The organism is Pseudomonas sp. ICMP 10191, from assembly GCF_001467335.1.
GTDB lineage: Bacteria > Pseudomonadota > Gammaproteobacteria > Pseudomonadales > Pseudomonadaceae > Aquipseudomonas > Aquipseudomonas cerasi.
On record NZ_LKGW01000105.1, the window covers coordinates 75,343 to 97,399 of the forward strand.

Sequence of the window (22,057 nt, forward strand, 5' to 3'; positions counted from 1 at the left end):
CGCACGAACAACCGATATTGTCTTTACAGCCTGCCGGAAGGTCATTCCGGCGGGGCGCGTTTATACGTTGGTGAGTCCTTATGTCTGCATCCTGTTCAAGCCCGGAGCTACGGCCTTCCGGGGCGTTTGTCGCCTTTCTGAAAAGGCTCCATTTTTACATCGGCGTATTCGTCGGTCCGTTCATGCTGGTCGCGGCCTTGAGTGGCATCGTCTATGCGCTGACCCCGCAGATCGAAGATTCGCTCTATGCGCGTGCGCTGCACACAGACAGCCGTGGTCCTGCCATGAGCTTGCAGGCGCAGATCCAGCGCGCGCAGGCATCGGCAGGTCCAGGCCTGAGCGTTGCCGCAGTGCGCCCGGCACCCCGGGAAGGGGATACCACTCGGGTCATGTTCAGCGATCCGGGCTTTGGCCCATCAGAGCATCGAGCGCTGTTCGTGGACCCGGTGAGTGGCGAAATTCGCGGCGACATGAAGGTCTACGGTACCAGTGGCGTACTACCCCTACGCACCTGGATCGATCAGTTTCATCGGGGCCTTCTACTGGGCGATGTCGGCAGGATCTACAGCGAGCTGGCCGCCTCATGGCTGTGGGTGGCTGCGCTCGGCGGTCTGGTGCTGTGGACGGTTCGCCGTCGTCGGCAGAGTCGTGAACGCGGCAACATGCGCCGCTGGCATGCAACCACGGGCGTATGGCTGTTGCTGGGGCTGCTGTTCTTCTCGGCCACCGGTTTGACGTGGTCACAGTACGCTGGCGATAACATTGGCGTACTGCGTGCCTACTATGGCTGGTCAACGCCCAGTGTGGCCACCGCACTGGGCAAGTCGGCGGCGATGCCAATGTCTATGCCCATGGACGAGCACGCCGAGCACCATATGCACATGGCGCCGACGACACAGGCATCCGTGTTGGACCCTGCCTTGTTTGACAGCGTTCTGGCCAGCGCGCGTGCCGAGCATATCGATGCAGCCAAAGTTGAGATCAGGCCATCCGCGAGCAGCGACAAGGCGTGGGTGGTCAGCGAGATAGATCGCAGTTGGCCGACGCAAGTGGATGCCGTGTCGATCAACCCGCAAACACTGGAAGTGGTCGATCACGTCAGGTTTGCAGACTATTCGCTGCCCGCCAAGCTGACCCGCTGGGGCATTGATGCGCACATGGGCGTGTTGTTCGGTCTGGCCAATCAATTGGTGCTGGTGGTGTTCGCCAGTGGCCTGGCGGCCATGGTCGTCATGGGTTATGTGATGTGGTGGCGACGTCGTCCAACGCTTTCTCAACCACGCAATCAGCAGGCAACGCTCTTGAGTCTCTGGCGCTCATTGAATCCGGGCGCGCAATGGGCGTTGATCCTGGTCGCAGTGTTGACTGGCTTTGCCCTGCCCGTATTGGGCGTGAGTCTGCTGGGCTTTATCGTCCTGGACGCGCTGCTGGGCTACCGGCGAGCCGCAAGACCCTTGGTCGACGGCAAGGTGTAACCCTTAGTTGCGCGGATTACCAAGCGCATCGAGCAACTGTTTCCCGACCAGGGCCGTCTGCTCGATGGCTTGTCAGTAGCGGATATCGCGGTCGCTCAATACGCTGCGACCGTTCCGTCCTTCCTCGGATCGGTCCCGCCCACGTATCCATGCGCGGTGCGCTGGATAATCTGCGCACCGCCGAAGGCAAACACGCCGCTCGGCTCTTCGACATCGATGTCGTGACCCTTGGCGCGCAGTGCTTTCACCACCTCGGGGTCAAACGCACGCTCCACGGCGACTTTCAGGCCGGATTCGATCCTCCAGCGCGGTGCGTCGGCAGCGGCTTGCGGGTTCTGTTTGTAGCGCAGGATGCGCATCATCATCTGCAAGTGACCCTGCGCCTGCATCGGGCCGCCCATCAAACCGAAGGACATCAGCGGCGTGCCGTCGGCATTCATGACAAAACCGGGGATGATGGTGTGGAACGGGCGTTTGCGCGGCGCGACGTAATTGACGTGCTGCGGGTCCAGCGAGAAGCCCGCGCCGCGGTTCTGCATGCTGATGCCCGTACCGGGTACCACCACACCCGAACCGAAGCCCATATAGTTGGACTGGATGAACGAGATCATCATGCCGCTTTCATCCGCTGCCGACAGGTACACCGTGCCACCCGGTTTTGGCGAGCCGTGCCCGGGATTGGCGGCCTGATCGGTGATCAGCCGTGCGCGTTCCGTCAGGTAAGCCTGGCCCAGCAAATCGGCTGAGGGCACGCGCATGTGCTCGCTGTCGGCGACATGTTCGTCGAGGTCGGCCAGGGCCAGTTTCATTGCTTCCAGCACCGGATGAACCGTCTCGAGGCTGTCCACCGGGTGTTTACCGACGCCCAGTGCTTCGAGCATGGTCAGGCCGGCAAGGGTGGCAATGCCCTGGCCATTGGGCGGCAGTTCATGCACCACAGCGCCTGCGTATGGCACTGACAGGGTGTCGATCCAGTCCACAGTGTGCGTCGCCAGGTCGTCGAGACTCATCACGCTGCCATTGGCGTTGGCATGGGCGATGATTGTTTGCGCCAGTTCGCCGCGATAGAACGCTTCGCCTTTGGTCTGCGCGATCAGTTCCAGCGTGCGGGCATGGTCCTTGAGCCGGATTTTCTCTCCGGCCATGGGGGCCTTGCCATCCGGCATGAAACACTCGGCAAAGCCCGGTTGGTCCTTGAGCAGATGCGCGCCGCGTTTCCACAGCTCGGCGATAATCGGTGTGACCTGATAGCCATCGCGGGCGTAGCCGATCGCCGGTTCGGCCAGGGTCGCGAAGGGCAGTTTGCCGTAGCGTGCCGAAAGCTCCACCCAGGCCGACACTGCACCCGGCACGCTGACCGCAGGCCAGCCGCGTTGCGGCATCTGGCTCTGGCCTTCGAAGTATTCCGGTGTCCAGGCCTGTGGCGCGCGGCCGGAAGCGTTCAAGCCTTGCAGCTTGCTGCCGTCCCAGACGATGGCAAAGGCATCGCTGCCGATGCCGCAGCCGGTGGGCTCTACCACAGTCAGCACCATGGCCGCGGCGATGGCGGCGTCGACCGCATTGCCGCCACGGCGCAGCATGTCCAGCCCGGCCTGAGCGGCCAATGGTTGAGAGCAGGCGACCATATTGTTGCCCATCACCGGCGAGCGGGCCGACGCGTACGGTTGGTTGTAATCCAGATCATCGAACATAAGCGTTTCTCTTTGGCAGAAGACGAAAGGTTTAGCCCTTGGGGTCCAGCGCATCGCGCAGGCCGTCACCCAGCAGGTTGAAACACAGGACCGTGATGTAGATCGCCACACCTGGCGCAATCGACATCCACGGAGCCTGCTCCATGAAATTTTTCGCAGTATTGAGCATCGAGCCCCAGGACGGCGACGGCGGTTGCTGGCCCAGGCCGAGAAACGACAGGCTGGCTTCGGCCAGAATCGCCGAGGCGATGGTCAATGTGGCCTGTACCACCAGCGGCGACATCACGTTGGGCAGCACGTAACGCAGGATGATCCAGCGATCCGGCAGACCGATGGCGCGGGCACCTTCGAGGTAATCCTCGTGTTTGATCGACAGCACCTGGCCACGGGTCAGGCGGGCAAAGATCGGCATCGCGGACAGGCCGATGGCGATCATCGCGTTGGTCAGGCTGGGGCCGAGAAAGGCGCCCAAAGCGATGGCCAGCACCAGAAACGGACAGGACAACAGCGCTTCCATGACCTGCGAGATGATCATGTCCAGCTTGCCACCGAAGTACCCAGCCAGCAGGCCCAGCGGCACGCCGATGACCATGGCGATGGCCACCGAAACACCACCGGCCAGCAGCGAACTGCGTGCGCCATACAGCAAACGCGAGAATAAATCGCGCCCCAGTTCGTCGGTGCCCATCCAGTAGATCAATGAAGGTGCCTTGCGTACCGCGAGGAAGTTGGCTTTGAGCGGGTCATGAGGCGCAATCCAGGGCGCCAGAACGGCGGCCAGGACAAACAGCAACAACACTGCCGCGCCAATCACTGCGCCTTTGTTGGCCAGGAATTTTTTCAGAAAAGGCGAGCGACTGCGGGGCAGGATCGCGCTGTGCGACAGGCTGGCGATAGCGGTCATCAGGCAGTCCTCAGGCGTGGGTTGATCAGGCGATAAAGCACGTCTGCCAGCAAGTTCAACATCAGGAAGCCAATCGCGACACATAACACCACGCCTTGCACCACGGCGTAGTCACGGTTGAATACGGCGTCGACAATCATCTTGCCGAACCCCGGAATGCTGAATACCTGCTCGGTCAACACCGCACCGCCGAGCAACTCACCGAACAGCAGTGTCGTGAGGGTGATGATCGGCATCAATGCGTTGCGCAACGCATGCTTGAGAATCACCGTGCGCGGGAACAATCCCTTGGCCCGTGCGGTGCGGACGTAGTCAGCACGCAGGACTTCCAGCATGGCGCTGCGGGTGTGGCGCATGAGAATCCCGGAAAGCCCGGCACCCAGTACGAACGCTGGCAGGATCAGGGTCTTCAGGTTTTGCCCGAAGTCCTCACCCATCGGCACAAAGCCGGAGGCGGGTAGCCACTGCAGTTTCACTGCAAAGATCATGATCAGCAGAATGCCCAGCCAGAAGTGCGGGATGGAAATCCCCGACAGCGCCACCACGTTGGCCCCGTAATCCACCGCAGTGCCTTTGCGCACCGCCGAAATGATTCCGGTGGGAATGCCGATAAACAGCGCAATCAGCAGGGCCAGCACGGCCAGTTCGATAGTCACCGGCAGTTTCGACGCCAGCAGCGTGGTCACCGGTTGCTCGGTGCGCAGCGATGTTCCCAGGTCGCCGGTCAGCACGTTGCCGACCCAGTTGAGGTACTGCAACGGGATCGGGTCATCGAGCCGGTATTTGTCGCGCAGGTATTCCATGACCGCTGGATCGCGTTCTTCCCCGGCCATGGCCAGCACCGGGTCACCCGGCAGCAGCTTCTGCAGGGTGAAGACGAACAGCGAAACCAGAATCAGCGTCGGTATCGAGCTGAGCAGGCGTCGCAGGATGAACATCAGCATACCGGAACCTCGCAGGTGCGCCCGTCAGTCATGGCTTGAACGCGACATTGTTCAGACGAATCAGACCGTCCGGGTTAGGGACGAAACCGGTCACGTTGTTACGCATGGCAATGATTCGCGGGTCGAAATACAGGTAGACGGTCGGTACTTCATCGGTCAACAAACGCAGCGCTTCGTTGTACAGCGCCTGGCGTTGTGCAACGTCGTTCACGGTGCGCGCCTTGTTGAGCAGTTCGTCGAGCCTGGCGTTACAGTATTTACCGTCGTTCTGGCCGCCTTTGCAGGTCACGAACTGATGGATATCGCCGTCCGGATCGGGGCGGCCTGACCAGGCGCTCATGCCGATCTGGAAGTTGCCGCTCGCCTGTTCGCTGAGCATCGTCGCGTATTCAGTGGCAATCAGGTTGACCTTGAAGCCTGCTTCTTCAGCCATGGCCTGAATGATCTGCCCGACCTGCTGTGCGATGGGGTTGTTGGCCACTTTCAGGTCCACCGCCAATGGTAGCTTCACACCGGCCTGAGCCAGCAGCGCCTTGCTTTTCTCGATATCGCGAGCCGGGATCGGCAGGTCCTTGTCGTAATACGGGCTGTTTTTCGGGAACGGCTGAGCGCTTGGCGCGTACAGACCCTCGAACACCACCTGGTTGATAGCATCGCGGTCGATGGACAGCTCAAAGGCTTTGCGTACGCGCTTGTCCTTACCCATCGGCGAGTTGGCTTTTTCACCGTTGCCGATGTTGAACATCAGTTGCATGTAGCCCAGGCCGGGTGTGTTGTAGATCGCCAGCTTGCTGTCACCCTTGACCGTTTTCACATCGGTTGGTGCAACACGCTCGATGATGTCCAGGTCGCCGGAGCGCAGGTTGGCCAGGCGCACCGATGTATCCGGAATCGGCAGGAACACCACTTTGTCGAAGTGATAAGCCTGTTTATTCCAGTACTTGTCAAAACGCTCCAGCACGATTCGATCCTGCTGCACGCGCTGCACGAATTTGTAAGGGCCGGAGCAGACCGGGTTGGCGGCGAATTCGCCTTGCGCAGCTTTCGGCGCGAGCATCATTCCGGCGCGGTCAGACAGCTGTGAAACCAGCGTGGCATCGGCCTGCTTGAGCTTGATGGCGACGGTTTTTGCGTCTATCACCTCGACGCTGTCCACCGAGGCCAGCTCGCTTTTGCGCAGCGAGTCGGGGAGGGTGCGGGCGCGGTCGAGGTTGAACTTCACCGAGGCGGCATCAAAAGGTTCGCCATCGTGGTACGTCACGCCTTCGCGCAACGTCATGGTCAGGGTTTTACCGTCTTCGCTCCAGTTCCAGGCGGTGGCCAGTTGCGGCGAGTAGGTCAGGTCCGGGTTGACGTCCACCAGTTTGTCGCACAGCGCGGTGTAGACCAGGCGGCCGGAGTAGGTGCGCGAACGATGCGGATCAAGCACATCGGGATCGTCCTGAATGCCGATGCGCAACGTCGATTCGGCAAAGGCAGCGTTGGCGGCCAGCAATAACAATGTTCCTGTCACGACGCGTGCGATTTTCATGGCTGGCTCTCCACTGCAAGGGATTGATGATGCTTGAACAGATTCAGGCGCTGGGTGTAGGCAGCGCTGGGTGTCGGAAGGATCAGCGTGGCGCTGCCTGCGTTGGCGATTTCACGCCAGAAGTGGCAGGCGACCTGGCGTTCGGCCTCGACTGTTTCCATGACCGGCGCAGCGTCCTTGCACAGCGCACGGGCGTGCGGGCAACGGGTATGAAAGCGGCAACCCGAAGGCGGGCGGCTGGGGCTGGGCATATCGCCGCCGAGGAGCGGACGCGGCTGGCGCAGGTCAGGGTGGCTGACCGGCACAGCGGCCATCAGCGCCTGGGTATAAGGGTGCAAAGGGTTTTCGAACAGCGCGTCGACCGGCGCCAGTTCGACGATTTCACCCAGGTACATCACCGCCACGCGGTCGCTCATATGGCGAATCACGGCCAGGCCATGGGCAACAATCACCAGGGTCAGGCCGAATTGATGCTTGAGGTCTTCGAGCAGGTTGACCACTTGCGCCTGCACTGAAACGTCCAGCGCCGAGACCGGCTCGTCACCGAGGATCAAGCGCGGCTCGGAAGCCAGGGCGCGGGCAATGCCGATGCGCTGGCGCTGACCGCCGGAGAATTCATGGGGATGCCGACCGCCGTGTTCCGGAGCCAGACCTACCGTGCGCAACAACTCGGCGACTTTAGCCTGACGGTCGCTACGGCTGGCCTGGCTGTGCAGCCAGATCGGTTCGCCAACGATGGATTCCACGGTCATGCGTGGATTCAGCGAGGCGAACGGGTCCTGAAAGATGATCTGTAAGTCACGGCGTACCTGACGCAGTTTTTCCGGCGTCAGGTTGGCCAGGTTGCGGCCCTCGTAAATCACGTCGCCCGCAGTCGGTTGCAGCAGGTTGAGCAGCAAGCGGCCAAGGGTGGATTTACCCGAGCCGGACTCGCCTACCAATGCCAGCGTCTCGCCCTTGCGGACTGACAGGTTGACCTCATTGACAGCCTGTACCGGCGGCTTCTTCGGCTGCAAAAGGCCGCTTTGCACGGTAAAGTGCTTGCTCAGGCCGATGCCTTCCAGAATGGGTTTCTGCGCGTTGCTGTCGGGGCTGACGCGCCCGGCGATGTCTGGTCTGGAAAGGTTCACGCACTGACTCCCACATGCTGTTCCAAAGGCGCACGGATGCACGCGGCGAAGTGTCCGGGAGACAACTCAAGCAGCGGCGGGCGTTCGTCTCGGCATCGCTGGATCACGAACGGGCAACGCCCGGCGAAACGGCAACCGCCCGGCATTTCTGCCGGCGTCGGCACCCGGCCGTTAATGGTCGCCAAACGACCTTCACGAGGGCCGATCGAGGGCATCGAGCCCATCAGGCCGATGGTGTACGGATGCTGCGGATCGTCGAACAGGGTTTTCACCGGGCCGCTTTCCACGACACGCCCGGCGTACATGACCATGACGTCATCGGCGACTTCGGCGACTACACCCAGATCGTGGGTGATCAGAATCATCGCTGTGCCGGTCTCGGTCTGCAGGTTGGCGATCAGCGAGAGGATTTGTGCTTGAATGGTCACGTCCAGCGCAGTCGTCGGTTCATCCGCGATGATCAGCGCCGGGTCATTGGCCAGCGCCATGGCAATCATGGCCCGCTGCCGCATGCCACCCGAGAGTTCATGTGGGTAGGCGTCCAGCCGCTGGCGAGCGTCCGGCACGCGGACCTTTTCCAGCATGTCCAGAGCCCGCTGGCGGGCAGCCTTGTCTGAAAGGCCCTGATGACGCATCACGCTTTCAGCGATCTGCTCACCGATGGTGAAGACCGGATTGAGGGAGGTCATCGGCTCCTGGAAGATCATCGCCATGCGGTTGCCGCGCACGTCCAGCAGGCGCTCTTCGGACATGCCCAACAAGGCTTCATCGATCAGCAGCGAGTCGCTGGCGTCTACCTTGGCCGTCGTCGGCAACAGGCCCATCAGGCCCATTGAGGTCACGCTCTTGCCGCAGCCGGACTCGCCGACGATGGCCAGGGTCTTGCCGCGCTTGACGGAAAACGACACGCCGTCGACAACATTGGCGGGCGCACCGGCAAAGCGGACGGTCAGGTCGCTGATGCTGAGCACCGTGCCGTCGCCGTTTTCTGTGAGGTGGGCAGTGGCGCTCATAGGCTGGCCTCCAGGTCTTGGTTGATGACTGTGTTCAGGGCCTGTTGCAGCGCACGTAAATGGCCGCGCATGGCGGTGGCGGCTTTGATCGGATCGCGGCTTTCAATGGCGCTGACAATGTCGTCGTGATCGTGGCTGTAAGTGTCGAGGCGGTCGGCATTGCGCGCCCGGTGACGCAAGTCTCGCCAGGCGGGGTCCAGACGAATCGCATCGAGCATTTCGAAGATGTCCAGCATCAGCCGATTACCCGCGGCTTCGGCAATGGCACGGTGCAGGGCGCTGTCCCACAGCTCGATGCCTTCGGCATCGGTCTGCTCGGCGACCTGCTGGCGAGTGGTGCGCTCGGCAAGGCGGCGCAGAATCGCCATCTGTTCACCATTGGCCCGTACCGCCGCCAGTGAGGCAAGCGCTGGCTCCAGGTGCAGGCGCGCTTCCATGACCTCGGTGAAATTGGTCCGGCCGGAAAGCCGCGCGAAGCTCATGGCGGCACTGGGTGGCGTCGGTCCGACAAATGTCCCTTTACCTTGCCGGCGCCAGACCTGGCCTTCGGCTTCCAGCACCGACAGGGCGCGACGAACTGCGCGTCGGCTGACCCCGAAATCGGCCGCCAGATCCCGCTCGGTAGGCAATGCCCGCTGGGGGAAGGCCGCATGCTGGGCAACGATCTGGCGCAACGCGTCCAGCGCCAGTTTCGAAGAGTTGTCGATGGGGATGTCAGGGTCGAACCTTTGCATCGTGGTACTCGCGCCAGACCGAAAAAAGATGCCCTGAGCTGCCCGCAGGCAGGGGTTCCAGGCATAAGGGCTGGTGCAAGAGCGATGCCAATGAAAATTGGTTCGGTCAATTTTGCCGGGCAAGATGGCCAGCCACTATCGCGGATCAAGCCTGGCGGGCCAATGTTCAAAGGTCCGCCGGGTTGGTCCGCGGCATGGCAAGGGGATTGGTTCGCCGTTGAGTGAACCAATTTTTCAGCGGGTACGGATTTGCTGCATCAATGCGTGCAGGGTGCGCCAAAGTGCACCGCTAGGTGCGCGACCGATGTGCCGCCTCGCGCTAAGCCGCTCGTCATTCCAGGGCCAGATCGAGCAGTGCGGCCCCCAGAGCCTTGCCGTGGGCATCGAGCGCCAGTGACCGCGTGACCCCGCCACGCAGGATGCCGGGCAGGACGAAGTTGAGCGCACCAACACGTGGCAGTTCGTAGCGCCGTACGGGTGGTCCATTTGCATCCAGCAGTTCGGCAAAGTGTTCAGTGACCCGTTCCACCGTCAGCAGCTCAGCCAGACGTGGATAATCGTCGATGCGAAAGGCAACGATGGAGATATTGGAGACGTCACCCTTGTCACCGGTACGTGTATGAGCGATGTCCCGCAATTTGGTGGTGTTCATGCCAGATCCTCCAGATGCACGTGCAGGTTGACCTGGTCTCTCGGCACAAACAAAGACGCCACCGCGACTACCTGGCGGACTGACTTGCTCGCACCGCCGCCGCCGTACGGGCCGTTGGTGTAGAGGGTTTCCACCTCATTGCCGACGCGTATTGCATCGTTTTTGTCCACGCAACGCGCGGCCACCCGGAGGCGTACTTCCCAGGGCTCGCCCTCGGCGCGCGCTCCCAGGTGACTTCCATGCAAGGCGTTAACGCCGATCAGTTCGGCTCGAATGTCCTCACATACCACGCCTGTCAGGGCCAGGCGTTTGAGTACGATGTCCTTCGCCAATTGTCCGCGAGCCAGCGCGCCGGGGCCGCCGTAGGACATTTGTCCTTCGCCGATCCAGCCATCCAGAAAACCTACTGACACCTTCAGCGTCGCGGGACGTGCGTGTCCGTCCGCCCCCTGAACGCGCACTTCGTCTCTGGCGACGGATTCGAAGGCCGCATCGGTAAAATCCGCGCTGACATCCGGCGTCAGATAGGCGGCAGGGTCATGCACTTCGTACAACATTTGCTCGGTGCAGGTGGCGGTATCAATGCGGCCACCGGAGCCTGCCACTTTGCTGATGACGGCGTTGCCTGCCGCATCTATCTCGGCCAGCGGGAAGCCCAGACGGTCGAGGTCTGGGACGTCTTTAACACCAGGATCCGCGAAATAGCCGCCGCTGACCTGGCCGGCACATTCGAGCAAATGCCCGACCAGGGTTCCGCGGCCCAGCAATGCCCATGCGTCCTCGGCCCAGCCGAACTCGAACATTTGCGGTGCGAGAAACAGTGAGGGATCAGCGACCCTTCCGGTAACGATCACGTCAGCATCGGCGCGCAAGGCCTGGATGATTCCTTCCGCGCCCAGATAGGCATTGGCCGAGATGAGCCTGTCGCCGAGGGATCGCAGAGACCTGCCGTTGTCGAGGGTTTGATCGGGCTGTTGCAGCAGGGCTGTGAGCACGTCATCGCCTGTCAGGGCTGCGACTTTCAAGCCGTTCAAGCCCAGTTCTGCCGCTATCCGGCGTATTTCACTAGCGGCGCCAAGCGGATTTGCAGCGCCCATGTTGGTGATGATTCGCAAGCGGCGGCGCGTACCGTCAACGCCGTTGCCCACAAAAGGCAAGACCCGGCGCATGCGCTCGCTCAGCAATGGATCGTAGCCTGCTGATGGGTCTGCCAGACGCGACTGCTGTGCCAGTGCAATGGTACGTTCTGCGAGGCATTCAAATACCAGGTAATCCAGTTGCCCATGCTCGGCCAGCTCGATCGCCGGCTCGATGCGGTCGCCGGAATAACCAGCTCCTGAACCAATCCGTATTGTTTTCATTCAGAAAACCCCTATGACCATAGCGGTCAGGGTCATGATGACCGAGGCCGCAAACAGGAAAGGGATAGTGAAACGCTGGTGGTCAGCCAGTTCGATCTTGCACAGGCCGACCAGCAGAAAGGTCGCTGGCGTCAACGGGCTGACCGGGAAGCCGGTGGTATGCACGCCAAGCAGCGACGCCTGCGCGACCTGCATCGGGTCAACGCCGAGCGCTTTGCCGACCTCGGCGACCACGGGCATGATGCCAAAGTAGAAGGAGTCCGGATCGAAGAGCAGGCTCAAGGGCATGGATAGAAAGCCTACGACGACCGGGATCAGCTTGCCGTGCCCGGCCGGGATCTGGCCTACGGCCACTTCTGCCATGGCCTTCAGCATCCCGGTGCCCTGCATGATGCCTGTGAATACCCCGGCAGCAAGCAGAATACTGGCCATGGTCAGGGCCGTTTTGGCGTGTGCGTCGATGCGTGCCCGTTGTGCGTCCACGGCAGGATAGTTGATGCACAAGGCAATCACCGTGCCGAGCATGAACATCACCACCGGATCGACAACCCCCGCGATCATTACGCCCATCACCACCAGCGTCAGCAGCAGGTTGACCCAGAACAACCGAGGCTTGCGCAGTTCACGCTCGGCATCACTGAGCACGCGTTGGTGGGGTTTTACATCGAGATTGTCAGGACCCAGGCCCAGGCGTCGCTCTTCACGCCGTCCCAGGAAGAACGCGCAGGTGAAGACGAAGATCAGTCCGACGATCTGCACCGGAATGAGCGGCTGAAACAGATCCGAAACCGGCACGTGAAGGGCTGCGGAGGAGCGCAACACCGGACCCGTCCAGGGCAGGAAGTTGACACCCGCAGCCATCGCCGTGACGCAGGCCAGTATGCGTTTATCCATGCCCAGCCGCGTATACAACGGCAGCATTGCCGGAATGGTCACGAGAAAGGTCACCGCGCCGGAGCCGTCCAGATGCACCAACAGCGCCAGCAGTGCGGTGCCCATGACGATGCGGGTCGGCCGTGTACCGACCCGTTTGAGGATGCGATCGATGATCGGATCGAGCATGCCGGCATCCGTCATGATGCCGAAGAAGAGGATGGCGAATACAAACATCCCGACTACAGGCGCAACGTTCTTGATGCCTGTGATGATGAAACCACTGGTTTGCAGACCAAAACCAGCGAGGAGGGCGGCGATGATCGGGAGGGCGATCAATGCAACCAGGGGAGATATGCGTTTGCTCATAATACTGACGAGCATGGCAAGGATGGTTATCACACCGAGTGTGGCGAGCATGGGCAGATCCTCTTTGGCATCCCTGTGCGCGGCAGCGACGAGACACCCTCTTGTTGTTTTGCAAGAGTAATAACAACGACGCTATGCTCTGTGAATTGAAATATTCAGTGGGTCTTGTTCGGAAAAACAAAATGAAGAATTCGATCCAGCACATCCGCGCCTTTCTGTCAGTCGCTCAGACCGGCAGTTTTTCCAAGGCCGCAGCTGCTCTCAACTTGTCGCCGTCTGCACTGACCGTACAAATCCAGCAACTGGAAGATTGGCTTGGCGTTGCCTTGCTGGAACGAAGCCCGCGTCATGTCTGCTTGACCGGCGCCGGGCAAAATGCGCGTTTACCCATGGAAAAACTGCTGTTGGATCTGGACAACATCGTTACTGCTGCGCGGGATATTGCAGCCTCACGACGCGGCTTGATCACCATCGCCGCCTTGCCATCGCTGTGTTCCGGTGTACTGCCTGTCGTGTTGAAGACGTTCCGCGAGCGGTTTCCCGGTGTCGAGGTCAGACTGCGAGATGTCGTCGCGCAACGCATCGACACGCTTGTCATGGAGCGCGAAGTGGATTTCGGATTAGGCGTACAGGCTCGGCCCACTCGTGGGCTGGAGTTCAACGCGATATTGGAAGACCGGTTGTGCCTGTTCGCCCCAAAAGACCATCCACTGGCAAAGTGTCCGACAGTGAGACTGGACGAGATAGCTGTTTTTCCGATCGTTCTTACCGGCAGGGAAAGCAGCGTTCGCGATTTGGTCGAGCGAGTGTTTGCTGACGAGCAACTGCCTTTATCTGCGGGGCTGGAAGCCAATTACATGTCTACCGTGCTGGCGTTGGTCAGGCAGGGGCAGGGCGTTACGCTTCTTCCGGAGTCAGCGGACGATGGGCGGGGAGACCTGAGCAAGGTGCCAGTTGATCATCCGGGTGTTGTTCGGCAAATCGGGCTCATTACCCGTACGGAGCACACAATGGCCCCAGCTGTTGTCGAATTTGTTCGGTTGCTGGAGGATCTGCGCACGCTCGGCGATCCCAGCCATTGATTTCCTGTTATACGAATGGAATAGGATGGGATAGAAGAAAGACGGGTGTCTCGGCATTGCGTCCCGGTTTCTGACTCAAGGTATGCAACGATGAAAGTATTGTTCATGTGCACCCACAACAGCTGCCGCAGCATTCTGTCTGAGGCGCTTTTCAACCATCTGGCGCATCCAGGTCTGGAGGCAGTCAGCTCGGGCAGTTTTCCCAGTGGCCAGGTAAATCAACAGGCTTTGCGAACCCTGGAAGCAGCAGGTATTTCCACCGCAGGCCTTAGCAGCAAGGCTTCGGACGTTTTTGAAGGCTCGCCTCCAGATATCGTGATCACCGTCTGTGACAGGGCTGCAGGTGAAACTTGCCCGATCTTCTTCGGGCCTGCCCTGAAGGCGCATTGGGGGCTGGCTGATCCTTCCGAAGTCTCCGGGTCGGAAGCGCAGATCACCGCAGCGTTTGAAAGCACACTCGCCAAAATTCGCGAGCGTGTGACAGCGTTTCTTGCGTTGCCACTGGAGGCCATCAGCACCGACCAGCTCAAGGCCGAACTTGATCGTATAGGTTCGCTTTGAAGAGCGATAAAGGTTGCTACGACTAGGCTGACAACTGCTTCGAATTCTCCAGCTCACTTGAAATGAATACCCCATGCAGCTCATTACCGAAATCATTCATCCCGAACTGAAGTCCACACAGGGCAGAATATTCAGACGCCATGCGGCACGCGGCATCGTATTGAGGGATGAGAAAATACTTTTACTGTTCACTGAACGCTATAACGACTTCAGCTTTCCTGGAGGCGGCCTTAATGCAGACGAGGACGTTGTTACAGGGTTGAAGCGTGAACTTGAAGAAGAGACGGGCGCTCGCGAAATTCAGGTGCTCCAGCATTATGGTTATATCGAAGAATACCGGCCCTATTGGAAGCCCCAGTATGATCTGATGCACATGACCTCACATTTTTATCTGTGCGAAGTCGCGCACCAATTAGAGCCCGTTAGAATGGAAAGCCATGAAATAGCCAATGGCATGCGGCCCGCCTGGATCAGCGTAACTGAAGCCATCGCTCATAATGAGGCTGTTATGCAGCGTCAGGAGTCTTCGATGGGGCAGTCCATACAACGCGAGACCTTAATGCTGAGAAAAGTCGCCTCGGAGTTGGTCGCCAACCGGTGATTATTTTATGTCCGGGTCAAGTGCAGGAGGGGCGCTTGTGGAGGGTGATTAATAACTCAACTAAATGACTGTTTAGTTGAGTTATTAATCTCAGGGACTTTAAGGTTGGGCGAGGGCGGTTGTTCTGCAGGCGAATATGAGTCTCACGTTAATTGGTAGATCGTCATCAAAAGCTCGCTGACTCAACCTGATTTTTAATCATCTGCTAAAAATAGACTTGGCCGGTAATGCATTTTTGAACCTCACCACCAACCCAGATGCCTTCACCGATCTGTTCTACCTGAATTCGTCCGCGACGTCCCAACGCCGTACCTTGGCTGACGGTATATCGTTTTGGCATTAGCCCGGCGGGTATTAGCCATTGGGCAAGGCTGGCATTAAGACTGCCAGTAACAGGGTCTTCTGCAGACCTGTTACTAATGAAGGCTCGAACTTCGACATCAGCTTCTGCATCTCGCCCGACCCAAGGCGCAAAGGCCCCTACGTTTAACCCATTCAGTGCTGCATAGTCTGGATGTATTGCCAACAATTCTTCACGCGTGCGCAGCATTACCACAACCCAACCCGGGCCGTTGTCTGCCCATTGGCTCGCAATAATACGGTCAGGTGCAACACCCAATCCATCGATGATGCTGTGCAAAACATCGTCTTCAACCGCGCCTCCACGTAGCAACGGTGGTGCCGCGAAAGACAAACGAGGGCCGTCGCGGCGGATGTGAACTAAACCTGCATCACACTCCTGAACGACTTCTTTACTTTGCGAAAAACCATGATCCCCCAACCACACGTAACAGCTGCCTAAAGTAGGGTGGCCAGCGAAAGGAAGTTCACGGATTGGAGTAAAGATACGTACACGATAATCCGCATCAGGATGGGTAGGACGCATGAGAAATGTCGTCTCGCTAAGGTTTGTCCAACGTGCGAACGCGGCCATTTGTTCGGTGGTCAGATCATCAGCGTCGCTTACGACTGCCAGGGCATTGCCTTCCAGGGGCTTACTGGCGAATACATCAACCTGGTGAAAACTCAGTGTATTGGGCATAAAGCGCTCGTCGGTCGGGTTCCGTGGGAAAGGTAACCCTAAATACATCGCAGGATAGTGTCCACATAGCCGCACGAACGACCCGGCGAAGAGCCAGTTCTTGAGTCCAGGAGCCCATGATTGGATCTGGTTCTCGACCCCATTGTTGTTAATGGGTACAACCGAGTCATCGAGGTATCGCGACAGCGCTGCGTAGCCATCACGGATAAAGCAACTCGATACAGCGCCGGGCTCGCTCAGCGAGCGCGCTCTTCAGTGTTTTTAGCTTCGTGATAGATCAATTGGCATGTGTCGACAGGAGCCTTTTCCTGCGGAAATGCGCTCGGCACTGCCAAGATCGCGTAACATCTTGTTACGCATAATGTATATTATGTTAAATTATGTGTGTTTCTATGTCTGTATATGTGTAGCCGCTTTCACCAATCCTTACCTCCCTTTCATGAACCCCGATGCCTCGACCTCCCTCTGTGCTTGCTGACGCTGCATCGGCGAACCTTCCACGGCCAACATTTGATTGTGAGAGGCTTCATAAATGAAGCGCCTCAACCATCGCTGCAAGCAGCAGGCAGATGCTAACCACAGCGGTAAGCCGTAATCGCATAGGAAGGTACCAGCCGGGCAAGCTTATAACCCGCAAGAGCAGTCTGTCCTGCCAAAAGTGGACAACAAAGCCGATGACCAGCAGCAAGCAACCCAATGGCATTGGCAGTAACGTGGCAATCCAGGCAATAAGTGCAGGAATGACACTCCAGATGAACCGGCCGTTGCGCTGCTCGGCTTTCATGTCTTGGGCGGTCATGGCGAAGCCCCAGTGCAAGGCGCCGACGAAGCTCAGGATGACAGCTCCATAGTTGACAAGGGCAATCGCAAACAGCGGCCGATAGTCGATAGAGAACGGGATCAGCAGCGCCAAGGAAATAAACGGCAAAAGACCGCCATAACCCAGCAGGCTGACGTGCTTTGGCAGAGAGTTTGAAGGCAATGCGTTCATTTGTATTCCTTGCAGTGAGCGACACTCAAGACTGTAGGCCCAAAAGCCATGCTTGAGCGAGATATTGATGGCAGTTGGGCCGCATGACCTAAGACCTGAGCTGTTTTAAATCCCCGCCTTTTTACCCGGTCTTCAGGGTAACCCCATATCGTGATTGAGCCGAGAGCAGTGAGCCGTTGGGCAAATTGAACGAGATCCTGCATCGGCCCCCTGCCCGGCTGAGGCCTTCCGAAAGCGCGCAGCCTATTGCTATGTTAAATAATGTTATATAAAAATTAACTTAACATTATCTGATCGTTGGCAGATCATCTCTCCAACACCCATGGCGCCATGACAAAAATACAATGCAGGACGGGAACGAAGATCCCCGTATTGAGATCCGGCGACGTTGCGCCATGCTGCCCTCGCTCTGAGGATTAGCCAACTGATCAATCTCCTGCAAGCATTGAAGCGCAGGACCTCCTAAAACAAAAATAATAGGACATACCCATGCATAGACTCATTTCACGTCCCACGATCGGGCTGTTGTTTTCTATGGCCTTACTCGGCTCTGCCGTCAGTGCCGCGCCGTTACCCGCTGCGACCGAGGGCGACTGGGTTGCACCGCAGTTCACCTTCCATACCGGTGAAAAACTCGCCAACCTCAAACTGCACTACATCACCCTTGGCAATCCCAAAAATCCCGCCATCCTCTTTCTGCACGGCACCTATCGGCCAGGCAGCGATATGCTGAGCAAGGATTTTGGCGGGGAGCTGTTTGGCCCTGGTCAACCGCTGGACGCCAGCAAGTACTACATCATTTCCACCGATGGCATCGGCGTGGGCCAGTCCAGCAAACCATCGGACGGCTTGCGTACTCGGTTTCCGGCGTACAACTACAACGACATGGTTCAAGCCCAGTATCGGTTGGTCACCGAAGGTCTGGGTATCAAGCACCTGAGGCTGATCATCGGTAACTCCATGGGCGGCATGCAAACCTGGATGTGGGGCCAGAACTGGCCGCAGATGATGGACGCACTGGTGCCCATGGCTTCCCAACCCACCGAAATGTCATCCCGCAACTGGATGATGCGCCGCTTGCTGGTCGAGTCAATCAAGCAGGATCCGGCCTGGAACAACGGCAACTACAGCGCGCAACCGCCGTCCCTACGCTTGGCCAACGCGATGTTCAGCATCGGTACCAGCGGCGGTACTCTGGCGTATCAGGCGGCTGCCCCGACCCGCGCTCAGGCCGATAAGCTGGTGGATGAACGCCTCAGCGCTGCACAAACCGCCGATGCCAATGACTTCATCTACCAATGGCAATCTTCCGCCGACTTCAACGCAGCCCCCGGTCTGAAAAAAATTCAAGCTCCGGTGCTGGCCATCAATTCAGCGGACGATGAGCGCATCCCGCCGGAAACAGGCCTGATGCAGGCGTCGATGAAAGAACTCAAGCACGCACGGCTATTACTTATCCCCGCCAGTGCCGACACCCGTGGTCACGGCACCACGAGCATGGCAAAGTTTTATAGCAAGGAGCTCGGGCAGTTCATGCTTGAGACTGAAAAGGCGAAATAGACCACCCGCTCACCCGTGCCAAACGTTTTCAACAAAACGGCTTCAGCTCAAAAGTCCGCCACCTTGCCCCAGGCGGACGTTTGAAAACGGTCAGGGTGATAAGGACGCGGGTCTACAATGGGGCTCACACCGCTGACAATATCGGCAATAAGATGACCCGCGCCGGGGCCAATACCAAAGCCATGCCCGCTGAAGCCGGCCGCGATCACCAGCCCCGGCAGGCTGGACATTTCGCCGATACCGGGAACGCCGTCCGGCGTACTGTCCACGTAACCGGCCCAGGACGCCTTGATCGACGTACCCTGCAGTGCCGGCACCAATTCCACCGCGCGCTTGTAAGTCAGCGCAACTGCGGAGGCGTCAGCGCTTGGATCGAGAATGCGCATTCTCTCCATCGGCGTGGGCTGGTCCAGGCGCCAGCGCTTCAAGCTTTCGTGGCCAGCCTGCCAGCCTTCCAGCCCCCCAGGTGCAAGGTTGCGCCAGCGACGCTGAAACATTGGCAGGAATTGCGTAGAGAACCTCAGCAACTGCGGCGTGATATCGACTCGACCCCGGCCACTGATCGCCAGCGTGTAACTGCCATCAAAGCGGCGGGTCATGGACGCGCCGGTGGTATGCAGCGCACTGGGAATTTCCTGGCTCGGGGCGGTGACCGAAAGCACGGTCTGACGAATCGTCGCTTGCGGGAAGCGAATACCATACTGGCGGCAGAACGAAGATGCCCAAGCGCCTGCGGCAAGCACCGCGAGCCGGGTGCGGATGGTGCCTTTTTCGGTGACGACTGCCGACAAGCGACCGCCTTCGGTCTCGACGCCCCGCACGGCGCAGTCCTGATGCACGCTACTGCCCAGTGCCATGATCGCGCGCGCGACTGCGGGGGCTGCGCGGGAAGGGTCGGCAATGCCATCGGTGGGCGCAAACACCCCACCTTTCCATAGCTTGCCAGTCGCCCTGCCCCGTTCGGCAGCCTGCTCGGCGGTGAGCATCTGGGTCTGCACGTTGACAGTGCGCGCAAACTCGCCCCAGCGCGCCCACCCTTCCAGCTCCTGGTCGTTGTTGCTCAGGTAGAGCAAGCCGCAGCGCGTAAAGCCGGTCTGTTCACCGGATTGCTCGGCGAATTGCTCCCACAGTTCCAGGCTTTTGGTGGCCATCGGTAATTCACGCGCATCGCGATTCTGCTGACGGCACCATCCCCAGTTACGGCTTGACTGCTCGGCGCCTATGCGGCCCTTTTCAACAAGCGCGACCTTCATGCCGCGCTTGGCAAGGTAATAGGCGGTAAACGCGCCGATGATACCGCCGCCGATCACAACCACATCGGCCTCCGCCGGCAGATCTGCAGAGGTATGCACGGGAGTTAAAGGTGCTGGCATGTTCTGGTTATCCACGTGAGTTCAGAAGAGTGACCTGTTGCTAAAGCCCGACCCGTCCAGCCAGTCCTCCGATAAAGCGCAGACCACCGTTGTCTGACGGGCATCTGGCCATCAAGGGTTTATTACACCACCATAAGGCCGTCAATAAGCGCTTAAACGCGGGGCTACCTGGTAGAAACCACCGTTTAAGCGGCACGCTTCGGCAGACTTTATCGAGGCGCCGAGGTAGGCTTTACAATTCGGCAACAGCGCTTTCCAAGGCGTCAAGCAGAGGGCACGCCTCTCTTCTTCGCTCTGACCCTCACATCAAAAAAACGGACCTTTTCAACACAAAGGCGTCCAACCTGGGTATCGCTACCACCGATCAGCCTCATAAGCCCTCGACCCAGGACAACCCATGACCTTCTTCATTTTCCTTTTAGCCTGCTGCGCCGCCGGAGCAACCGGCATCATCTTCAAGCCAGGAGCATGGTACGAATCTCTTAAGAAACCGAGCTTTACCCCGCCTGACTGGGCGTTTCCGGTGGCGTGGACGACGATTTATCTGCTTCTCGCCTGGGCGGGCTATCGCTTGACGCTGATCCCCGGCAGCGAGATCGTACTGGCCTTGTGGGCCGCTCAAATAGCGCTTAACACGTTGTGGACGCCGGTGTTTTTTGGCGCGAACCGTCTGGTTGCTGCGATGGTGATTCTGGTTCTGCTGTGGGTCGTGGTTGCCGCGATGATCGTGATGGCCTTGCAACTGGACATCATCACCGGGCTGATTTTGTTTCCCTACCTGGTCTGGCTCTCGGTGGCAGCGGCGTTGAACTTCTCCATTCTGCGCCACAACCGATAAGTGCCTGGCGCTGACTTCCTTATGCTTCCCCGGCGAGTTTGAGCAGAATATTGATTAACTGATTCATGTAAGCCAAGGACGGCCAGCATCGGCAGTTAATCTGTTCCGCTCAATTCACAAGGCGCTACAGCGCGTAGCGCCGACAGTGCTCAAGGTAGCCTTGCTCGTGACTGCCGACCAGTTGAACGACGCTTGACCATAGCCAGGAGGGAGCGTCCAGGGTCTCGGAGCGATTGCTTTGCAGATCTCTGATCCACGCCGCACGTGTGGCCAGATCCATCTGTCTGGCGTGGGCGTTACCAACCACTTTTGCGAGATACGCTGCGGCCTGCATGGCCTCTTGCTCGGTGAGCTCATCCAGTTCCAGCTTCATGTCCTGAGGAAGCAGCTCACGTATGAAGAACGAATGATCCAGCATTCGCACGGCAACCATTCGGCTGCCCAGGCCGGGCGAAAGATTCCGGGCGCCCTCCACTACCCGTTTGCCATTGTCTCTGGGCATGCGAGCCCTTGCCGTACGGGGGGCCGCCGCTGCGACGGCTTCCTTGACGTCGAGCAGGCAGAACTCTTCATCCTCTTCATCGCCAACACCCATCAGCACCGCATAGCGAAGCAGCCCCAGCGAGCTGCATCCTTTTACCCAATAGGCGGAGTCGAGTAAGCGCACACGGTCATCCTGCGACCTGCCTTTGAGCGATGTCACCAGCGCATGAATCTCCGGCGTTTCACAAAGCTCCTTGATTGCATCGCGTTCCGCGCGTGACAGTTGCCAGAAATGCTTACCCAACGGAATGGTCGGCTGCGTACCTTCGAAGCGCTCCTTGGCAAGGTGCTTCCACGTGCGTTGTACCGCGCTACGCATTCCGGCTTTCACTTGCGCAGGGCGATCAGGCTCTTCATCGTCGTCGCCCAAAAAAGCTTCTTCGTAGCCCTGCATCATCTCTTCCAGCATTCTTGCCGTGGTAACGCCGGGCAAGTCCGAGCCACGAGCAGCCGTCGCCAACGACAACCCCAGCCTCACCAGGTCATGGGCAGGATTACCGATGACGGCCTGATCGAGATCGCGGATATGCATGTCGATGCGCCCTCTCGAATCCCCTGTGGGCCCCAGATTGCCGGCGTGACAATCGCCACAGATCCAGACCGGCGGACCGCTGGGCAGACGCCTACCCGACTGGCTGTGAAGCCACTCATAGAACTGGGCGGTATTGCCTCGAACGAACGCGTGCGCAGACCGCGCCATTTTTAGATTGCGCAGATTGATGAGGGATTTGAAACGTGTGTTCGGGCGAGGCGTTTTCATCGGAAAGCCTTGAAGAGGGTTATTCCATT

The 22,057-nt window shown here is 59.1% G+C and carries 20 protein-coding genes and 1 pseudogene; 6 read left to right on the forward strand and 15 right to left on the reverse strand.

What is annotated here, in order from left to right; translation table 11 throughout:
* Positions 1–80: 80 nt before the first annotated feature.
* Complete coding sequence (locus AO388_RS11905) at positions 81–1,475, forward strand: PepSY-associated TM helix domain-containing protein (protein WP_054080929.1); 1,395 nt, start codon at positions 81–83, stop codon at positions 1,473–1,475.
* Positions 1,476–1,570: 95 nt separating this feature from the next.
* Here AO388_RS11905 and AO388_RS11910 read toward each other — a convergent pair whose 3' ends face one another.
* The 10 genes from AO388_RS11910 to AO388_RS11955 all read right to left on the reverse strand — a co-directional run bounded on the left by AO388_RS11910 (position 1,571) and on the right by AO388_RS11955 (position 12,728).
* The gene (locus AO388_RS11910; RefSeq protein WP_054080928.1) at positions 1,571–3,166 is read right to left on the reverse strand and encodes a gamma-glutamyltransferase family protein; all 1,596 of its coding nucleotides are present in this window, start codon (positions 3,164–3,166) and stop codon (positions 1,571–1,573) included.
* 31 nt (positions 3,167–3,197) lie between these two features.
* Positions 3,198–4,070 carry an ABC transporter permease gene (locus AO388_RS11915; protein WP_003370958.1) on the reverse strand — a complete coding sequence of 291 codons (873 nt, stop codon included), beginning with the start codon at positions 4,068–4,070 and terminating at the stop codon, positions 3,198–3,200.
* Entirely contained in the window at positions 4,070–5,014 is a 945-nt protein-coding gene (locus AO388_RS11920; protein ID WP_003435284.1) for an ABC transporter permease, read from the reverse strand. The genes AO388_RS11915 and AO388_RS11920 overlap by 1 nt, the downstream gene beginning before the upstream one ends.
* Positions 5,015–5,042: 28 nt before the next feature.
* Positions 5,043–6,545, reverse strand: coding sequence for an ABC transporter substrate-binding protein (locus AO388_RS11925; protein WP_003435281.1), 1,503 nt, complete (start codon positions 6,543–6,545; stop codon positions 5,043–5,045).
* Positions 6,542–7,675 carry an ABC transporter ATP-binding protein gene (locus AO388_RS11930; RefSeq protein WP_003435279.1) on the reverse strand — a complete coding sequence of 378 codons (1,134 nt, stop codon included), beginning with the start codon at positions 7,673–7,675 and terminating at the stop codon, positions 6,542–6,544. The genes AO388_RS11925 and AO388_RS11930 overlap by 4 nt, the downstream gene beginning before the upstream one ends.
* The gene (locus tag AO388_RS11935; protein ID WP_003370963.1) at positions 7,672–8,688 is read right to left on the reverse strand and encodes an ABC transporter ATP-binding protein; all 1,017 of its coding nucleotides are present in this window, start codon (positions 8,686–8,688) and stop codon (positions 7,672–7,674) included. The genes AO388_RS11930 and AO388_RS11935 overlap by 4 nt, the downstream gene beginning before the upstream one ends.
* Positions 8,685–9,422, reverse strand: a complete 738-nt coding sequence (locus AO388_RS11940) for a FadR/GntR family transcriptional regulator (protein WP_003401136.1) — start codon at positions 9,420–9,422, stop codon at positions 8,685–8,687. The genes AO388_RS11935 and AO388_RS11940 overlap by 4 nt, the downstream gene beginning before the upstream one ends.
* 331 nt (positions 9,423–9,753) lie before the next feature.
* Positions 9,754–10,074, reverse strand: coding sequence for an AtuA-related protein (locus AO388_RS11945; protein ID WP_003370969.1), 321 nt, complete (start codon positions 10,072–10,074; stop codon positions 9,754–9,756).
* Entirely contained in the window at positions 10,071–11,435 is a 1,365-nt protein-coding gene (locus tag AO388_RS11950) for an acyclic terpene utilization AtuA family protein (protein WP_058416507.1), read from the reverse strand. The genes AO388_RS11945 and AO388_RS11950 overlap by 4 nt, the downstream gene beginning before the upstream one ends.
* Complete coding sequence (locus tag AO388_RS11955; protein ID WP_003314918.1) at positions 11,436–12,728, reverse strand: CitMHS family transporter; 1,293 nt, start codon at positions 12,726–12,728, stop codon at positions 11,436–11,438.
* 131 nt (positions 12,729–12,859) lie between these two features.
* On the opposite strand from AO388_RS11955, the gene AO388_RS11960 reads away from it, so the two are divergent.
* The 3 genes from AO388_RS11960 (at position 12,860) to AO388_RS11970 (ending at position 14,921) form a co-directional block, all read left to right on the forward strand.
* A complete protein-coding gene (locus tag AO388_RS11960; protein ID WP_058416515.1) occupies positions 12,860–13,759 on the forward strand; it encodes a LysR family transcriptional regulator in 900 nt (299 codons plus the stop codon).
* 90 nt (positions 13,760–13,849) lie between these two features.
* Positions 13,850–14,320, forward strand: a complete 471-nt coding sequence (locus tag AO388_RS11965) for an arsenate reductase ArsC (RefSeq protein ID WP_003370975.1) — start codon at positions 13,850–13,852, stop codon at positions 14,318–14,320.
* Positions 14,321–14,393: 73 nt separating this feature from the next.
* Positions 14,394–14,921, forward strand: coding sequence for an NUDIX hydrolase (locus tag AO388_RS11970; protein ID WP_058416508.1), 528 nt, complete (start codon positions 14,394–14,396; stop codon positions 14,919–14,921).
* Positions 14,922–15,126: 205 nt separating this feature from the next.
* Here the strand turns inward: AO388_RS11970 and AO388_RS11975 are convergent, their stop codons facing one another.
* From AO388_RS11975 to AO388_RS11980, 3 genes and pseudogenes are all read right to left on the reverse strand, one after another.
* Positions 15,127–15,963, reverse strand: a complete 837-nt coding sequence (locus AO388_RS11975; RefSeq protein ID WP_058416509.1) for a PhzF family phenazine biosynthesis protein — start codon at positions 15,961–15,963, stop codon at positions 15,127–15,129.
* A gap of 78 nt (positions 15,964–16,041) precedes the next feature.
* Positions 16,042–16,152 (reverse strand): annotated as a pseudogene (locus tag AO388_RS28645) (IS66 family transposase); the annotation flags it as partial.
* A 337-nt stretch (positions 16,153–16,489) separates the two neighbouring features.
* Positions 16,490–16,954, reverse strand: coding sequence for a DUF3429 domain-containing protein (locus AO388_RS11980; RefSeq protein ID WP_058416510.1), 465 nt, complete (start codon positions 16,952–16,954; stop codon positions 16,490–16,492).
* Positions 16,955–17,443: 489 nt separating this feature from the next.
* Between AO388_RS11980 and AO388_RS11985 the strand changes: the two genes are divergently transcribed.
* Positions 17,444–18,514, forward strand: coding sequence for an alpha/beta fold hydrolase (locus tag AO388_RS11985; RefSeq protein ID WP_058416511.1), 1,071 nt, complete (start codon positions 17,444–17,446; stop codon positions 18,512–18,514).
* A 47-nt stretch (positions 18,515–18,561) separates the two neighbouring features.
* Here AO388_RS11985 and AO388_RS11990 read toward each other — a convergent pair whose 3' ends face one another.
* Positions 18,562–19,887, reverse strand: coding sequence for an NAD(P)/FAD-dependent oxidoreductase (locus AO388_RS11990; protein ID WP_054080912.1), 1,326 nt, complete (start codon positions 19,885–19,887; stop codon positions 18,562–18,564).
* A 397-nt stretch (positions 19,888–20,284) separates the two neighbouring features.
* On the opposite strand from AO388_RS11990, the gene tspO reads away from it, so the two are divergent.
* The gene (gene tspO / locus AO388_RS11995; RefSeq protein ID WP_003371008.1) at positions 20,285–20,725 is read left to right on the forward strand and encodes a tryptophan-rich sensory protein TspO; all 441 of its coding nucleotides are present in this window, start codon (positions 20,285–20,287) and stop codon (positions 20,723–20,725) included.
* A gap of 124 nt (positions 20,726–20,849) precedes the next feature.
* Here the strand turns inward: tspO and AO388_RS12000 are convergent, their stop codons facing one another.
* A complete protein-coding gene (locus tag AO388_RS12000; protein ID WP_058416512.1) occupies positions 20,850–22,028 on the reverse strand; it encodes a DUF2252 domain-containing protein in 1,179 nt (392 codons plus the stop codon).
* Positions 22,029–22,057: the final 29 nt, after the last annotated feature.

What these genes read in the sequence shown, in the direction of transcription:
- AO388_RS11905 (WP_054080929.1), top strand. Translation starts at nt 81, where the DNA reads ATGTCTGCATCCTGTTCAAGCCCGGAGCTACGGCCTTCCGGGGCGTTT.
- AO388_RS11910 (WP_054080928.1), bottom strand. Translation starts at nt 3,166, where the DNA reads ATGTTCGATGATCTGGATTACAACCAACCGTACGCGTCGGCCCGCTCG.
- AO388_RS11915 (WP_003370958.1), bottom strand. Translation starts at nt 4,070, where the DNA reads ATGACCGCTATCGCCAGCCTGTCGCACAGCGCGATCCTGCCCCGCAGT.
- AO388_RS11920 (WP_003435284.1), bottom strand. Translation starts at nt 5,014, where the DNA reads ATGCTGATGTTCATCCTGCGACGCCTGCTCAGCTCGATACCGACGCTG.
- AO388_RS11925 (WP_003435281.1), bottom strand. Translation starts at nt 6,545, where the DNA reads ATGAAAATCGCACGCGTCGTGACAGGAACATTGTTATTGCTGGCCGCC.
- AO388_RS11935 (WP_003370963.1), bottom strand. Translation starts at nt 8,688, where the DNA reads ATGAGCGCCACTGCCCACCTCACAGAAAACGGCGACGGCACGGTGCTC.
- AO388_RS11940 (WP_003401136.1), bottom strand. Translation starts at nt 9,422, where the DNA reads ATGCAAAGGTTCGACCCTGACATCCCCATCGACAACTCTTCGAAACTG.
- AO388_RS11945 (WP_003370969.1), bottom strand. Translation starts at nt 10,074, where the DNA reads ATGAACACCACCAAATTGCGGGACATCGCTCATACACGTACCGGTGAC.
- AO388_RS11950 (WP_058416507.1), bottom strand. Translation starts at nt 11,435, where the DNA reads ATGAAAACAATACGGATTGGTTCAGGAGCTGGTTATTCCGGCGACCGC.
- AO388_RS11955 (WP_003314918.1), bottom strand. Translation starts at nt 12,728, where the DNA reads ATGCTCGCCACACTCGGTGTGATAACCATCCTTGCCATGCTCGTCAGT.
- AO388_RS11960 (WP_058416515.1), top strand. Translation starts at nt 12,860, where the DNA reads ATGAAGAATTCGATCCAGCACATCCGCGCCTTTCTGTCAGTCGCTCAG.
- AO388_RS11965 (WP_003370975.1), top strand. Translation starts at nt 13,850, where the DNA reads ATGAAAGTATTGTTCATGTGCACCCACAACAGCTGCCGCAGCATTCTG.
- AO388_RS11970 (WP_058416508.1), top strand. Translation starts at nt 14,394, where the DNA reads ATGCAGCTCATTACCGAAATCATTCATCCCGAACTGAAGTCCACACAG.
- AO388_RS11975 (WP_058416509.1), bottom strand. Translation starts at nt 15,963, where the DNA reads ATGCCCAATACACTGAGTTTTCACCAGGTTGATGTATTCGCCAGTAAG.
- AO388_RS11980 (WP_058416510.1), bottom strand. Translation starts at nt 16,954, where the DNA reads ATGAACGCATTGCCTTCAAACTCTCTGCCAAAGCACGTCAGCCTGCTG.
- AO388_RS11985 (WP_058416511.1), top strand. Translation starts at nt 17,444, where the DNA reads ATGCATAGACTCATTTCACGTCCCACGATCGGGCTGTTGTTTTCTATG.
- AO388_RS11990 (WP_054080912.1), bottom strand. Translation starts at nt 19,887, where the DNA reads ATGCCAGCACCTTTAACTCCCGTGCATACCTCTGCAGATCTGCCGGCG.
- tspO (WP_003371008.1), top strand. Translation starts at nt 20,285, where the DNA reads ATGACCTTCTTCATTTTCCTTTTAGCCTGCTGCGCCGCCGGAGCAACC.
- AO388_RS12000 (WP_058416512.1), bottom strand. Translation starts at nt 22,028, where the DNA reads ATGAAAACGCCTCGCCCGAACACACGTTTCAAATCCCTCATCAATCTG.